Genomic DNA, 15,732 nt, shown 5'->3' on the forward strand with positions numbered 1-15,732 from the left:
GGTAAACCATTGGGGAGGTGATGAGAATGTCTTCAAAAAAATGGATTATGCATCAGGAATGGGAAGATCTTATCTTCCTCCATTGGCCCGTACCCGCTGAGATTTTGGCCAGGTATATACCAAGTGTGTTTGAGTTGGACGAATTTGACGGTTCGGCTTGGATAGCCGTCGTCCCGTTTCGTATGAACCACATCCGGTTCAAGAACCTTCCTTCTCTTCCTTTCGGCAATCAATTATTGGAATTGAATGTCCGTACCTATGTCACTTATAAAGGAGAACCAGGAGTTTATTTCCTCACTTTGGATGCCGATCACCCCCTCGGCGTTTTTTTAGCCCGAACAGGATTTTCTCTTCCTTACGTGCATGCATCCATGCGGATGGACACGACACCGGAGAGGATTCATTTCTCCAGCAGAAGAATTCATAAAGGCTATCCGAACGCTCATTTCCATATGGAGGCATCTCATTTTTCCCCTGCCGTTCATCCTGCACCAGGATCCCTTCTTTACTGGCTTACCGAACGATATGCCCTCTGGACAGTCCGAGGCCAAAAGGTGTACAAGGGACCAATCCAGCATAAGCACTGGCGGTTGCAGAAAGTCAAAGTCGACCTTCCTGTCAATCAATTGCTCGATTTCCTCCCCTCCTTCGTAACAGAACAAGATCCAACCGCCTATTATTCTAAAACTTTACAAACGAGGATTTTTCCATTTGAACGAGTAAAGTAGCTTCTTTTGACAATGTATCCTCTGCGTATTATAATTATCTTGAATTCGAGATAATCAGAGGAGGAACCTTTATGGAACTTAAAGGCATCCATCACGTATCAGCCATCACAGCAAATGCAGAGAAAAACTTTGACTTTTATACCCGCATATTAGGAATGCGTTTAGTTAAAAAAACCGTCAACCAAGACGACCCTTCCATGTATCACTTGTTTTATGCCGATGAAAAAGGACGTCCCGGAACCGATTTAACTTTTTTTGAAATTCATCGCGCCGGACACACCTATCCGGGCTCTCAGAGCATATCGACGACCACGCTGCGCGTCCCAAACGACGAAGCACTGAATTATTGGCTCGAGAGATTCCAACAGTATCAAGTAGCCCATGATCCAATGGAGGAGCGCTTCGGACGCCTCACTCTGTCTTTCCGTGATCCGGAAGACCAACGGTTAATGCTTGTATCCGATCAACATAACAAGGGTGTAGCAGCCGGAATCCCATGGAAAGGATCCGAGGTACCTGCTGATTTTGGTATTACTGGGCTGGGACCTGTAAGACTTACTGTCTCTGATAAGAGTAAAACGGAGCATGTCCTTACAGAAATTCTGCGATTCCGAAAAACAGGTGAGTACGACAATTGGACTGTCTTCAGCACAGGCGAAGGTGGCACAGGTGCAGAGGTCCACGTGGAAGAGACGGATGCAGACAGACGGGAACGACCTGGAAGAGGAAGCGTCCACCACGTCGCCTTCCGGGTGGAGAACAAGGAAGAACTCACCAAATGGAAAGAAATCATTGATGCTGCCGGGTACCCGAATTCCGGGCTTGTCGATCGCTACTACTTCCAATCCCTTTATTTCAGGGAAGCGAACCACATTTTATTTGAACTGGCGACAGATGGTCCTGGTTTCGCCACGGATGAACCGGAAGATCGTCTGGGGGAAGCGTTGGCACTTCCGCCGTTTCTTGAACAAAAACGGGAAGAAATCGAAAGAAACCTTAAACCGATTCACACAACAGCTCAACAAGACTAATAAAGAAAGCCGGCACCTTTTCAGGTCCGGCTTTTCTATTTGTATTAAATCAGTCCTTATCCAGGCGCTCCTTCACCCAATTGATCAGACCGCCCGCCTTCATGATTTCAATTTGACGCTCCGAAAGAGCATGCTCCACTTCAATCTGTAGGTCTTTCCCCTTTACCTCGACATGAAAGGTAGAGGATTTAGAGAGTTTGTTTCGCAGATCCTTAAATTGAAGAACATCTCCCTCTTCCAGCTTCTCTAGATCATCAGCATTGGTAAAGGTTAGTGGTAGTACACCGAAGTTAGCAAGGTTCTGCCAGTGAATACGGGCAAAGTCTTCGACAATAGCCACTTGCAATCCAAGATACTTCGGAGCTAAAGCCGCATGCTCCCTGCTCGATCCCTGCCCGTAATTCGCACCGGCAACAACCGCATGACCTCCGGATTCCTTCACATCCATCGCCCTTTCATAATAGGTGTCATCTACAATTTCAAAGGCAAACTTACTGATTTCCGGAAGGTTGCTTCGATAAGGAAGGACTCTCGCCCCGCCTGCTAATATTTCATCTGTCGAAATGTCATCCCCCATTTTCATTAATACAGGGAGCTCCATTTCATCTGGAAGCTCACCCATTTCCGGAATGGAAGCCACATTTGGGCCTTTCACGAGGTCAACCTTTTTTGCCTCCGACAGAGGAAGCGGATCGTCAAGGAGCCGCGTATCTACCGTCGGCTTTTCAAGGTCAACGACAGAAGGATAAGCGAGGCCCGATTTTCTAGGGTCTGTAATCTTCCCTTCCAACGCACTTACTGCAGCAGTCTCCGGACTGCATAGATACACGCTGTCCTCTTTCGTTCCGGAACGCCCTGGAAAATTCCTAGGAGTCGTCCGCAAGCTGTTTCTTCCTGTCGCCGGTGCTTGTCCCATGCCGATACATCCGTTGCATCCCGCTTGGTGAAGCCTTGCTCCTGCCTGGAGGAAATTGGCTATATGACCATTCTGAGATAGATCGACGAGCATCTGCCTGGATGTCGGGTTAATATCAAACGAAACACCGTCCGCAACTTGTTTACCAGCGACGATTTCTGATGCTACTGCAAAATCCCGGTACCCAGGGTTAGCGGAAGAACCTACATAGCTTTGATAGATCGCCTCCCCTTCCACCTCTTCGACCGGCACCACATTCCCCGGACTGGAAGGCTTTGCAATGAGAGGGGCCAGGTCAGAGAGATGCAATTCGTCATGCACATCGTACCCCGCTCCCTCATCAGGCAAGAGCTCAAACCACTCTTTTTCCCTCCCATGCCGTGCCATGAAACGACGCGTAACTTCGTCCGCTGGAAAAACCGTTCCCGTAGCGCCTAGTTCCGCTCCCATATTTGCAATGACATGGCGGTCCATCGCCGTAAGGTTTTTCAAACCCGGGCCGTAATATTCAAAAACATGATGGACGCCCCCTTTTACTCCATGTCTACGCAGCATTTCAAGAATGACATCCTTTGCGCTTACCCAATCAGGAAGCTCACCGGTCACCTTCACTCCCCACACTTTCGGCATTTTCACATAAAAAGGCTCTCCTGCGATAGCCATAGCAACATCGATTCCACCTGCCCCCATGGCAAGCATGCCCATACAGCCATTCGCACACGTATGACTGTCCGATCCAAGCAGCGTCTTCCCGGGAGCAGCGAGCCTCTGCATATGGACGGGATGACTCACTCCGTTTCCCGGCCTGCTGAAATGCAAACCGAAACGCTTGGATGCACTTTCCAGGAACAGGTGGTCATCCGGGTTCTTATTGTCTTCCTGTATTAAGTTATGGTCGACATATTGAGCGGACGCTTCCGTCTGTGCCCGCTCCACCCCCATCGCTTCAAGCTCAAGCATCACCATTGTCCCTGTTGCATCCTGGGTAAGGGTTTGATCAATTTTTAATCCTATTTCCGAACCTGGTGTCATTTCTCCTTGAATAAGATGGCTGTTAATCAGCTTTTGTGTGACGTTATAACCCACACCGATTCCTCCTTCACATGGTTTACCGCCTGGTAATTTGGCGTTTTTTTCCTATAAACCCCATACCCGTAAGACATCGTCCCTATGCAAGGTTTCCTTATAATGACAAATTACGATAGTTTTCTCACCATGGAAAATCAGGTTTCCCTTTATATCAGGAAAGTCACCAGTCAAAAAACCTCTTAAAGGGCCGTTTAAAGGGAGACTTGGGAAACTGGTAAATATAGTTGATTATTACTAATTGAGGATGTATTCTAAAAATAGATTCGAAAGAGCAACATCTCTTAAGAGTCGACAGTTGATCAACTAGGTGTGTTGAAAATGGAATATGGTAAAGTGCTCCGGTTCCATCGGGTGAAACAGGGTTTGACGCAAAACCAGTTAGCAGATGGAATCATCTCGCCGGCATATCTGTCTAAGATTGAGAACAATCAGACCGTGCCTGCCTCCGAAGTGCTGGAAATGCTATATGAACGTCTGGGATTGGAATTCCATGACGCTTCCTACAGCCACCCTTCCAAAGAAAAGCTGAAAAAGTGGTATGAAGCTATCATGTTCAAGCGGAAGGAAGAAGCACGAAGGTTGAAGGAGGAGCTGCTCAGTCAGCAGGATATGCGGAACAATCATCACCTTTATATTTACTACAAGCTGTACAGCATCCGCCACTTTTTGTTAGAAAACGAAGTGGAGGAGGCTTATGAAGCATGGAGTGAAATAAAGCAGCACCTGGATACATTTGATGATGAGATGAAGTACTACTATCATTTGAGCAATGGACTGCTCCAGTATTACCGAAGTGATTTCGAGGAATCATTCCAGCAGTTGATGAAGGCGGAAGTCTTATCGCGCTCCATGAATATGGAAAGCTGGGAAGTGAGCGACCTTTTCTACCACTTGGCACTAAGTTCAAGTCAGGCGCACCATGTGTCAGCTTCTATTTTTTATACAGAACAGGCACTCCGCATTTATAAAGATCATTACGACCTAGGAAAGAGTGCTGATTGCCATCTCATTTTAGGAATAAGTTTCAGCAGGCTCCAGAATCATGAAAAAGCGAGGGAGAATTACGAGTCTGCTCTCAAGATCGCTTCTCAGACTAAGGACCACCAGCAGTTGAAACTGGTTTATATTAACATGGCTGTTTTAGACTCTAATCTAGATAATCATACGTTATCCATCGAGCATTACAAAAAGAGCCTGGAGTACACAGAAGCATCATCTTCCACCTATGATATCTATGAATACATGAATATTATTCACGGATTAATCCTCGAGCACTACCTCATAGGTAACAAGGAAGGATGCCTCTATTGGGTAAATGAAGGTAAACAAAGGCTTGTAGATTTCCCTTCAAAAGAGCACACGTATCATTTTGATGTTTTTCAAAAGATACTAACGAACGCTCCAGATACCCTTGAATTTCTTGAAGATGAAGTACTTCCATATTTCAAAGAAATGAAGGATCCGGAGTATGTCATCAGATACGCTAAATTCCTAGCCGACTTATTTGAGAAGCAAAGGATGTATAAGCGTTCTTCTGAATATTTAAGGTTAGCAATGCAATTGTTAAATAAACATTCTCATTTAGGAGGCATGATCTTATGAAGAAAGCCATCGCTTTCATCGCTGCAGTTGGCATTGTTGTTTCTGTCTTAGCTCCTTTGACACAGGATGAGGCAGTACGTACCTACCCAAGACCATTAGTTGAAGACGTAGTTTAACTTCTTTTTAGTAGTATGTAACAGTTTTTAAGCACCTCCCCTAATCCTATACCTATATAAACATTTACCTCTACCCTGACCCGGTAGAGGTCTTTTTTTCATGAAAAAAATCAGCAGCGCCGGGACAGCACTACTGATTTTGGAAATATTTAATGAAAGTTTTATAAGGATAAGTATGCTCCAGCGGACGGAAAGGCATCTTATTATTTTCTTCATTTATTTTCTGGGCATCAATGTCTTCATAGGCTTGGCCTTGGATCTGATGTTCCATCGTAGATTTAAGATCATTCATGATGCCTATGACCCGCCTGTTTTTTGTTTTCGTATATACGATTTCATCTGCCGCCCTAAGCATTTCTTCCCCAACAGACTCGTCAATTTCAAGCAGTTGAAATAGCTGCTTGAGCGAACCTTTAATGACGGTGTCGAGGTGGTCGAATTGCGGCTTTCTCAATCCGAATAAGGTCAGGTTAAGGCCTGTCGCATTGTTGACAAGGATTAAACATTTCCTGCGGTTGAAAGTAACCAGGTTCGCATGCCATTGATGGATTTCAGGTACTTCTTTATATGCTTCTACGTCCTGGATCGGCTTATCTATCTCATTCTGTAATTTCTTTGTCGCTCCGATAACGAACACTTTCTCCACCCCTTTCTCTCGTGTGCCTCTATTCTAACGCTTTCTGTAAGAAAAACAAAGAAGAACCGTTGCGGTCCTTCTTTGCATCATGTTTTATTTATAATTTGGTACGTCTGGCAAAGTCAACGAATTGAAACTTATCCGGACGGTGTCTGGACTCTGTGTACTGAAACACCGTTGCATCCGCCAGATAGACGTAACTGCGGATCACGACAACTTGCGGATGTCCGGCTAGATCCAGATAGCTTTCGTCTTCTTTCGTAACCGGCTCGACAACAATCTCCTTTTTAGCGAAACTGATGACAAGACCTAATTCGTTTTCCAAATACTCGTATAGGGAACGTTCGGCTGCTTCCTTCGTCAAATCCGGAACGATGTCTTCACGAAGGAAGTCTTTATCGAGAATAATCCTCTCTCCTCCTACTTCCCGCGATCGGACAACCTTCCACAGGTTGGTTTGCTGAGGACAGTTCAACCGCTCCCCCAACTCCCCCTGTCCACTGATACGCGCCAATTCGTGAACAGACGTATGGAAGGTCTGCCCCATCTGATCGGCAAGCTCCTTGAAGCTCGTCAATCCGGAAACAGGAAATTCGAATTTCCCGTGATCGAGTACGACAGATCCCTTCCCCCGCACTTTTTGAATATAGCCGTTTTGAGCAAGCAGGTGCAAAGCTTTTCGGATTGTCTCTCTAGATGTCTGGAATTCATCTGTCAGCTCATGCTCGGAAGGAAGGGTATCCCCTGGAGTCAACACTCCACTTTGAATTCTCTCCGCCAATTCACTGTAGATAACAAAATACTTGTTTTTCATCGGTCTTCACCGTTCTTTATTTTAATTATATATCTTTCCAATGGTAAACTACCGACTCATATGGACGAAGTTCCAGTTTTTCATCAAGTGCCGGAGCATTCTCATAATTGTTTACCAACACTTCGGATTGTCCTGAAGTTTCTATATCATCCGGAAGAACAAAATCAACGGATTCCCCGTAAAAGTTGTTAACGACCAATAACCGTTCTCCGTTCCACTCCCGCAGGTACGCAAACACACGATCATGTTCCGGAGAAATCAGGCGGTAGTCTCCATGAGTAATAATATCATATTCTTTCCGCAGACGAATCAGCTCTTGATAGTGTTGGAAAATAGATCCTTCCTCTTTCATGGCTTTTTCTGCATTGATCGTTTCATAGTTGTCCGCTACGTCAATCCACGGCGTCCCGTTCGTGAAACCTGCATTCTTTTCTGCCGTCCATTGTACCGGCGTACGGGAATTGTCACGCGACTTCTGCTGAAGAATCGCAAGGATATCTTCCTCTTTGTACCCTTCCGCTTGGAACGCTTCGTACATATTCAAGGATTCCACGTCTCTGTAGCGATCGATAGAAGAGAAGCCGGGGTTCGTCATTCCGAATTCTTCCCCTTGATAAATGTAAGGAGTACCCTGCATCATGTGAATTGTCGTTGCCAGCATTTTCCCGGATTCCAACGGATAATTCTGCTCGTCTCCAAACCGGGACAACACACGGGGCTGGTCATGGTTACACCAGAATAATGCATTCCATCCATTCCCTCTGTGCATCTCTTCCTGCCATGTGGAGAGGATGCTCTTGAGCTCATGAAAATCAAAGTCCGCCACGGTCCATTTCTCCCCGTTTGGATAATCCACTTTCAGATGATGAAAGTTGAAGGTCATGCTCAATTCATTCCGCTCCGGGGCTGTATAGTTGATGCAGTGGTCAATCGTCGTCGAAGACATCTCACCGACCGTCATAAGGTCATAAGGACGAAACACTTCTTTATTCATTTCCTGCATATATTCATGCACCTTCGGCCCGTCCGTGTAAAATTTACGACCGTCTCCTGGCGCGATGGTACCATCGTCATTCGGAAACTCCTGATCTTTGGATATGAGGTTGATAACGTCCAATCGGAATCCGTCGATACCTTTCTCCGCCCAGTAGCTCATCATATCATAAACATCTTTTCGAACAGCTTCCTTTTCCCAATTGAGATCTGCCTGGGTAACATCAAACAAGTGCAGGTAATATTGGCCTGTCTCCTCTTCATATTTCCATGCACTGCCTCCGAACTTGGACTTCCAATTCGTAGGTGCCCCGCCGTCCACAGGGTCCTTCCAAATATAATAATCCCGATAAGGACTGTCCTTGGACATCCGGGATGCCTGGAACCACTCATGCTCCGTGGACGTATGGTTCACGACGATGTCCATAATAAGCTTCATGCCGCGGTCATGCGTTTCCCGCAGAAGTTGATCGAAATCTTCCATCGTCCCGTACTCTTCGTGAATATCATAGTAATCACTGATGTCATAACCGTTGTCGTTCTGAGGGGATTTGTACATAGGTGTCAGCCACAGGACATCGACTCCAAGCTCTTTCAAGTAATAGAGCTTTTCAATAATTCCTTGAATATCACCGACTCCGTTTCCAGTCGTATCACGAAAACTCTTCGGATAAATCTGATAGACGACTGCTTTCTTCCACCATGGTTGTTCATTCATGATAACACCACCGATTCTTTTTCATTTTTAAACGTCTTGCTTCCGTTTTGCATACAAGTAAGTTCCGACAAGCGGCAGCACGATGACGATTGCCATACCAATGAGGAAGTCTCCCCAATACTCCGGGATGATGGAGAAGATACCCGGTACTCCTCCGACACCAATCGAGCTTGCCAATACACCTTGAGATGAAATATATAAACCTGCAATTGCCGAGGATGCTATAGCGATAACGAATGGATATTTAAATCGTAAGTTCACTCCGAATAAAGCTGGTTCTGTAACGCCAAGCCAAGCAGATATACCGGAAGACACACCAAGACCCTTCAGTTTATCATCTTTCGCAGCGAGCCAGATGGCAAAAGCAGCTGACCCTTGTGCAATATTAGATAGAGCGAGCATCGGCCAGAGGAATGTCCCTTCTGTACTTCCTACCAGCTGAATATCAACAGCCAGGAATGTATGGTGCATCCCCGTGATGACGAGCACTCCGTATAAACCACCATAAATCAATCCGCCAAGCCAAGCAAAGGAGTTAAAGATGGAAACAAGACCATCTGTAATCGCATTCCCTACGGCGAACGTTACCGGCCCGATAATAATGAATGTAAGGATACCTGTTACTAATAGTGCTACAGGGCCGACAACAAGCAGCTGAATACTGTCTGCCACCCGCTTTCTAAGGAATAATTCAATTTTCGTCAATAGATAGGAGGCAGCCAAAACCGGCAGTACTTGTCCCTGATAACCGATTTTGTCGATTTCCCACCCGAATAAGTTCCACGTCGGGACATTTCCTTCCGTTACAGCGTCCCCGTATGCCCAAGCACTTAAGAGGTCGGGGTGAACAAGCACGAGACCGATAACAATACCAAGGATGGGACTCCCACCGAACTTCTTGACAGCTGACCAACCAATGAGACCCGGCAGAAAGGCGAAAGCCGTATTCGCAATGATAAAGATCATGTTAGCAAGGCCGGACCACTGCGGGTACACATCGATGATGGACTGGTCATCCCAGAAGATTCCTGTCGCTGTCAGAATGTTATTGATTCCGAGCAGTAAACCCGCTGTTACAATTGCCGGTAGGATTGGAATGAAGATATCCGCCAGCGTCTTGATGGCACGTTGCAGCGGATTCATCTTTTTACTGGACGCTTCCTTCACTTCCTCCTTCGATGCTTCTCCCACCCCTGCTAAAGCAATGAATTCTTTGTAAACTTTCTCCACTGTTCCTTGACCAACGACAATTTGAAATTGACCGTTCGTCGAAAAGGACCCTTTGACTGCGTCAATATTGTTCAATTTTTCATGATCGACAATGCCCTCATCATGAAGGGCCAACCGAAGACGCGTGACACAGTGAGTAGCTGCAGAGAGATTTTCCTTTCCACCGATCGCCTCTAAAATCTGCTCTGCCTGTTTTTTGTAATTCATACCGTTACCTCCCTAGTTTGGAATACCAATGCCAAAAACCGAGAAACCGCTTACGAAACAGAATGTCGGTAACCGAAGGCGATGTATTTATAACCGTATTCATACTAGTACCCTACTTCGGTTTCCAAAAATCGCAAATATTAAACGCTTCCAAAAACAACTTGTATATACATGTTCTATTGCAAGTATAACTTGTATATACAGGTTATGCAACCGCTAACATCATTTTCATTTACAAACGATAAGCAGAAGACTTTAAGTAGAAATGGAACTGTGCTATATATGTTTAGGGTAACGAAATAAATAGGAAGAAGGGATATTTATCCTGACTAATGAAACGCAAGCGAAGAGAAACCTATGGATTATGTGGTTTGCTAACTTTTTCATTGCTGGTAGTATCACAATGGTATTACCTTTCCTTTCTTTATATATAGAAGAACTCGGAAATTTCACGGATGCTTATGTCCAGACGTGGTCCGGCTGGGTCTTCGGTGTCACGTTCGTCACCGCCTTCCTCTTCTCCCCTGTCTGGGGGAAAATCGGGGACAGATACGGCAGAAAGAAAATCCTAATTCTATCAGCTTCCGGGCTGGCCGTTTCGGTTTTTCTGATGGGCTTCGTCACAAGCGTCTGGCAGCTGTTCCTGCTGCGGATGTTTATGGGTATATTCACCGGGTTCATCCCGATGTCCCAGGCGCTGATTTCCACGCAGACACCGAAGGATATTGCCGGCCAAGTTCTCGGTACTCTGCAGACAGGAAGCATAACAGGCAGTCTGCTTGGCCCGATGCTCGGGGGATGGATCGCCGATTCAATCGGGTACGCGACAACATTTCAGTTCGTATCGATTACAGTAGGGATCTCTGCTTTCCTCGTCTTATTCGGTATAAAGGAGCAGCGGGTTGTCCAGGAAAGCGAGGATGAGAAGTCCAGCTACAACTCAAAAGAGGTCATTCTGCACATTGTCAGGCACCCGATCCTGCTGATGGTCATGATTATCTCTTTATTTGTTCAAGTAGCTCACTTCAGCATCCAGCCGATCCTTTCCTTATTTGTAGGTGATTTACATGGACCGGAGAACTTGGCTCTGTTCTCAGGAATCGCCTTCTCCGCTGCAGGTCTTGGTAACTTGTTGATGGCTAAGCGCTGGGGAAGAATTGCCGATCGGGTCGGGTATATCAAAATTATGATTGCTCTCCTATTCATGGCGGGTATTGTTTATTTTCCCGCCGCTTTCGTAACGAATATCTGGCAGCTGGTTGTACTTCGCTTCCTATTAGGAGTATCCATCGGCGGCATCATACCAGTGCGCACAGCGTACATCCGTCAGGAAGCCCCTGTCGCCATGCAGGGAGAAGTGTTAGGCTACAACACCAGCCTGCGCTTTTTAGGAAACATCATCGGCCCTGCAATGGGCGGTATGATCGCAGGAGCTTATGGATTCTCCATGGTATTCTTTGTGACGAGCGCTCTCCTGATCGCCTGTGGTACGGTAATGTCCGTTGTCGTTAAGAAGAAATCACATGCCATGAAGGAAGCGCCGACCTATTAACCCTCCTGTTCTGCTATGATAGAGTCAAACGATATATGGAGGGATTGTATGGATCGTGCATTACTTATCATCGATTATACAAACGACTTTGTAGCAGATAACGGCGCCCTTACATGTGGAAAGCCCGGGCAGGAGATAGAGGGATATGTCACGGATTTGACCACGTCCTTTCTAAAGAAGAAAGAGTTCGTCATCTTCGGTGTCGATCTGCATGAAAAGGATGACATCTATCACCCGGAGACAAAGCTTTTCCCGCCGCATAATATCCGCGGAACGAAAGGCCGGGAACTTTACGGACGCTTAGCCGAGGTATACGAATCGGCCAAAGCTTCTCCATTTACCTATTGGATGGACAAAACGAGGTACAGCGCTTTTGCCGGAACGGACTTAGACATGCAGCTGAGGGCACGTGGAATACAAGAACTCCATCTGGTCGGAGTCTGCACCGATATCTGTGTACTTCATACAGCAATGGATGCTTACAACTACGGATATGACATTCACATTCATCAACAAGGAGTCGCAAGCTTTAACAACGTCGGACACAACTTTGCTCTGAAACATTTTGAACAGACGCTTGGAGCAGTTCTTCATTAAAAACAACGCCCATCCTTATAAAGGACGGGCGTTGTTTTTGGCTGTTCAGGGTCCACACATCTGATAGCACAATAGGCTTTGAAGAGAAGACGAAAATAGCGCGAGCGTCTTATTTCTCTCCTGATCCACCCGTGTGGTATAGTATGTCGGGTATTACAGGGACTTTTCTTTCATTAATAAACGATGAGGGAGGTCATCAACATGGAAACTCTATCTCGTCCCTCCCAATCTCATTTCCGTACGGTTTTTGTCCTTAGTGCAGCCGTGCTGATTGTGGTTATGAATACAACGATGTTCAACATCGCCTTACCAAATATATTGCGTGAATTTACTTTGCTGCCATCCGAGGGTGCTTGGATCGTCTCAGGATATTCAATTGTTCTGTCTATCTTCACTATTACCTTCACGAGACTGTCCGATTACCTGCCGATTCGTAAGCTGCTGACGATCGGAATTACTATCTTCAGCTTCGCTTCCATTCTAGGTTTCTTCGCTGAAAGTTACTTATGGCTGATGATTGCACGTCTTTGTCAGGCAGTCGGAGCTGCGGCAGTTCCTGGTTTATCCATGGTCTTTGCCGGCCGCTATATTCCTGCATCCCGACGCGGAAGTGCCTATGCTTTAATTGCTTCCTCCACTTCGTTAGGCTTCGGCCTTGGGCCGGTTATAGGGGGGGTGGTCACGGATTACCTGGATTGGAACTATTTGTTCATCGTCACTATTCTAGCTGTGGGCGTCCTGCCTGCGCTCTTCCGACTCATGCCGAAGGAAACGACAGGCAAGGGGCGGTTTGACGGGATCGGTGCCTTCTTATCCGGGAGCAGTGCTACGTTCTTTCTCTTGTATATATCGAGCTTCAGCACAGGCTATTTACTGGGAGGACTGCTCACAGCAGCACTCCTGTGGCTTCGTATCAACAAAACAGATACACCGTTTATCCAACCTGAGCTGTTGGCTGATGCACAGTACAGAAAAATATTGATATTGAGCTTTCTTGGGTTCACCTTACATTTCGCAGTTCTGTTTCTTATGCCTGTCATGTTGGAGCAAGTGTACGGTCAAAGCGCTGCGGCTATTGGTTTCTTTATTTTCCCCGGTGCGATTCTCTCTGCAGTTGCTGCCATATTCATCGGGAGGATGATTGATGCTTATGGGAATATCCGTGTGCTGATTTTATCCCAGTTACTGCTTTCCATAGCAGCATTGGCCTATTTCTTACTCGCCGGCCTCCACCCTTCTATGATCATGATCGCCTACATGTTCACAAGTTTCGGTTTCTCCAGCCTATCGTCCAGTTCTACGAACGAAGTATCGCAGATTCTTCCTAAAGAACAGATCGGTGCAGGAATCGGCTTAAAACAGCAGATTCATTTCATTGGAAGTGCTACAGGATCAGTCCTTGCCGGAATTTTGCTCGAGATGCGTCATGCCCCTTATGGAAAAGAAGACTTCGACCTGCCCTTCGGCATGCTTGTCTTTCTAATGACCTTGTCTTTCTCCATCTTCCTTCTTTACGCAAAAAAAAAGAAAGCGATGGAAAAAGTTCAAACAAGTGACATTTGATTTTTTAAACGTAATTTAATATGATGGAGTATGGACATTTCTGTTATTAATGAGTTTTAGTTTATAGATTTACATTTAGGAGGAATCATATATGAGCTCAAAAGATTATCGAGTTCTGCTGTATTATAAGTATGTCGACCTTCCTGACTATGAAGAATATTGCAAAAACCACTTGAAATTCTGTAAGGATCTTGGGCTGAAAGGACGTATTATCGTATCCCACGAGGGAATAAACGGTACGGTTTCCGGAACAGTCGAACAAGTGGAAGAATATATGGACTATGTGCGCTCCGATGAGCGTTTTGCTGATATTCACTTCAAAATCGATGAGCACGACGGACATGCATTCAAGAAAATGCACTGCCGCGTCAAACCGGAGCTCGTCAACTGGAGCATCGATGATGACGATATCGATCCGAAGACTTTCGGCGGCAAACACTTGAAGCCGAAAGAATTCAACGAATATTTGAAGGACGAGAACACCATCGTCATCGATGGTCGAAACGAGTACGAATACCGAATTGGACACTTTCGTAACGCCATCCGCCCGGATGTAGAGACATCACGCGAATTTCCGGAATGGATTGCTGAGAATGCAGATCAATGGAAGGATAAGAAAGTCCTTACGTATTGCACCGGAGGAATCCGCTGTGAGAAATTGACAGGAATCCTTAAGAAGAACGGTGTAGAGGACGTCTATCAACTGGAAGGCGGAATCACGACTTACGGAAAAGATCCGGAAGTCAAAGGTGAATTGTTCGACGGTAAGATGTATGTCTTTGATGAGCGCATCTCTGTTCCGATCAACCAGGTTGAAGAAAAAGTCATTGCAACTTGCGAGCATTGCGGAAAAGCAGAAGACCGCATGATCAATTGCAGTAATCCGGTATGTAACCGGCAGTACGTCTGCTGTCAAGACTGTGAAGAGAAACACCATGCCGCATGTACAGCAGAATGCAAGGAGCATCCGGAAAATCGTTGGGATGTTGAACGTAAGAAGCAGATTGATAAGTACGATCGTATTAACGGATAATGAAAATCCCCGCCCTGTCATCAAACACAGGGCGGGGATTTTTTTAATCTTTTTTTAATCGATGGGCAGCGTGAAAGGTCGAACCGATGCCGCGGTCGAAGGATAATGCATAACGAATCGCTGTTGTCACAAACGATTTCGCACGGCGGACCGCATCCTCTACAGAACTGCCTTTCGCTAATTCAGCTGCAATCGCTGCGGAATAGGTACAGCCGGCTCCACTCGTATGGATGGTCTGCACTCGTTCCGACTCAAGCTCCGTGATGCTCGTACCATCATATAAGATATCGACAGCTGGATGTCCTTCCAAAGCACCGCCTTTAAGAAGGACGTAAGAAGCGCCTAATTGATAGAGGTCCCTCGCCATCATCTTCATATCGTCTGGGTTCTCAGGGACAGGGCTATTCACCAAACGGGCGCCCTCCTGAAGGTTCGGAGTGATAATGGCAGCCTGCGGAATCAACTTCTCCACAAGCGCTGCGATAGCTTCATCCTTTAGCAGCTGGGAACCCATCTTTCCGATCATGACAGGGTCGACGACGACGTTCGACACATTCGCTTCTTTTATAAGTCTTGCTGTCAGATCAATGATCTCTTCCGTGAATAACATCCCTGTCTTAAGAGCATCGACGCCAACATGTTCCAAAGAAGCATGGATCTGAGCCTCCACTGCTTCTAAAGGCTGTGTGAAAATCCCCTGCTTTGTTGTACTATTATTTGCGACTATGGCCGTTACAGCGCTCATGCCATAGACATCGAACTCCTCAAAGGTTTTTAAATCAGCTTGTATGCCCGCGCTCCCTTGAGCTGCTGAGCCGGCGATACTTAACACTTTCGGTATACTCATAGACGTGCCTACCCCTCTCTTCTTTTCCTATTTCCTAATTGTATCAAATTGTAAGAACG

The 15,732-nt window shown here is 46.1% G+C and carries 13 protein-coding genes; 7 read left to right on the forward strand and 6 right to left on the reverse strand.

Going from position 1 to position 15,732, the window contains the following annotated elements; translation table 11 throughout:
• Positions 1-26: 26 nt before the first annotated feature.
• Together M662_RS18095 and M662_RS18100 are read left to right on the forward strand one after the other, a co-directional pair.
• Positions 27-728: a YqjF family protein gene (locus M662_RS18095; RefSeq protein WP_026577794.1), complete on the forward strand. Its 702-nt coding sequence runs from the start codon at positions 27-29 to the stop codon at positions 726-728.
• A gap of 71 nt (positions 729-799) precedes the next feature.
• The gene (locus M662_RS18100; RefSeq protein WP_026577793.1) at positions 800-1,759 is read left to right on the forward strand and encodes a ring-cleaving dioxygenase; all 960 of its coding nucleotides are present in this window, start codon (positions 800-802) and stop codon (positions 1,757-1,759) included.
• A gap of 49 nt (positions 1,760-1,808) precedes the next feature.
• On the opposite strand, the gene M662_RS18105 is transcribed toward M662_RS18100, so the two are convergent.
• The gene (locus M662_RS18105) at positions 1,809-3,761 is read right to left on the reverse strand and encodes an aconitate hydratase (RefSeq protein ID WP_026577792.1); all 1,953 of its coding nucleotides are present in this window, start codon (positions 3,759-3,761) and stop codon (positions 1,809-1,811) included.
• A 321-nt stretch (positions 3,762-4,082) separates the two neighbouring features.
• Between M662_RS18105 and M662_RS18110 the strand changes: the two genes are divergently transcribed.
• Positions 4,083-5,366, forward strand: coding sequence for a helix-turn-helix transcriptional regulator (locus M662_RS18110; RefSeq protein WP_008633772.1), 1,284 nt, complete (start codon positions 4,083-4,085; stop codon positions 5,364-5,366).
• 246 nt (positions 5,367-5,612) lie between these two features.
• On the opposite strand, the gene M662_RS18115 is transcribed toward M662_RS18110, so the two are convergent.
• From M662_RS18115 to treP, 4 genes are all read right to left on the reverse strand, one after another.
• Positions 5,613-6,119: a DUF6933 domain-containing protein gene (locus M662_RS18115; protein WP_008639659.1), complete on the reverse strand. Its 507-nt coding sequence runs from the start codon at positions 6,117-6,119 to the stop codon at positions 5,613-5,615.
• Positions 6,120-6,216: 97 nt separating this feature from the next.
• Entirely contained in the window at positions 6,217-6,933 is a 717-nt protein-coding gene (gene treR / locus M662_RS18120; protein ID WP_008639660.1) for a trehalose operon repressor, read from the reverse strand.
• A gap of 25 nt (positions 6,934-6,958) precedes the next feature.
• Positions 6,959-8,644, reverse strand: coding sequence for an alpha,alpha-phosphotrehalase (gene treC, locus M662_RS18125; protein WP_026577791.1), 1,686 nt, complete (start codon positions 8,642-8,644; stop codon positions 6,959-6,961).
• 27 nt (positions 8,645-8,671) lie between these two features.
• Positions 8,672-10,081 (reverse strand): PTS system trehalose-specific EIIBC component, encoded by a 1,410-nt coding sequence (treP, locus tag M662_RS18130; protein ID WP_026577790.1) that lies wholly within the window; start codon positions 10,079-10,081, stop codon positions 8,672-8,674.
• 364 nt (positions 10,082-10,445) lie between these two features.
• Between treP and M662_RS18135 the strand changes: the two genes are divergently transcribed.
• The 4 genes from M662_RS18135 (at position 10,446) to trhO (ending at position 14,826) form a co-directional block, all read left to right on the forward strand.
• The gene (locus M662_RS18135) at positions 10,446-11,633 is read left to right on the forward strand and encodes an MFS transporter (protein WP_008639946.1); all 1,188 of its coding nucleotides are present in this window, start codon (positions 10,446-10,448) and stop codon (positions 11,631-11,633) included.
• Positions 11,634-11,681: 48 nt separating this feature from the next.
• Complete coding sequence (locus tag M662_RS18140) at positions 11,682-12,230, forward strand: cysteine hydrolase family protein (protein WP_026577788.1); 549 nt, start codon at positions 11,682-11,684, stop codon at positions 12,228-12,230.
• A gap of 201 nt (positions 12,231-12,431) precedes the next feature.
• Entirely contained in the window at positions 12,432-13,793 is a 1,362-nt protein-coding gene (locus tag M662_RS18145; RefSeq protein ID WP_026577787.1) for an MFS transporter, read from the forward strand.
• A 91-nt stretch (positions 13,794-13,884) separates the two neighbouring features.
• Positions 13,885-14,826, forward strand: a complete 942-nt coding sequence (trhO, locus tag M662_RS18150) for an oxygen-dependent tRNA uridine(34) hydroxylase TrhO (protein WP_008639949.1) — start codon at positions 13,885-13,887, stop codon at positions 14,824-14,826.
• A gap of 43 nt (positions 14,827-14,869) precedes the next feature.
• Here trhO and thiD read toward each other — a convergent pair whose 3' ends face one another.
• Positions 14,870-15,673, reverse strand: coding sequence for a bifunctional hydroxymethylpyrimidine kinase/phosphomethylpyrimidine kinase (gene thiD / locus M662_RS18155; RefSeq protein ID WP_026577786.1), 804 nt, complete (start codon positions 15,671-15,673; stop codon positions 14,870-14,872).
• Positions 15,674-15,732: the final 59 nt, after the last annotated feature.

This window comes from Bacillus sp. SB49 (assembly GCF_000469135.2).
In the GTDB taxonomy this organism is placed as follows: domain Bacteria; phylum Bacillota; class Bacilli; order Bacillales; family Halobacillaceae; genus Halobacillus.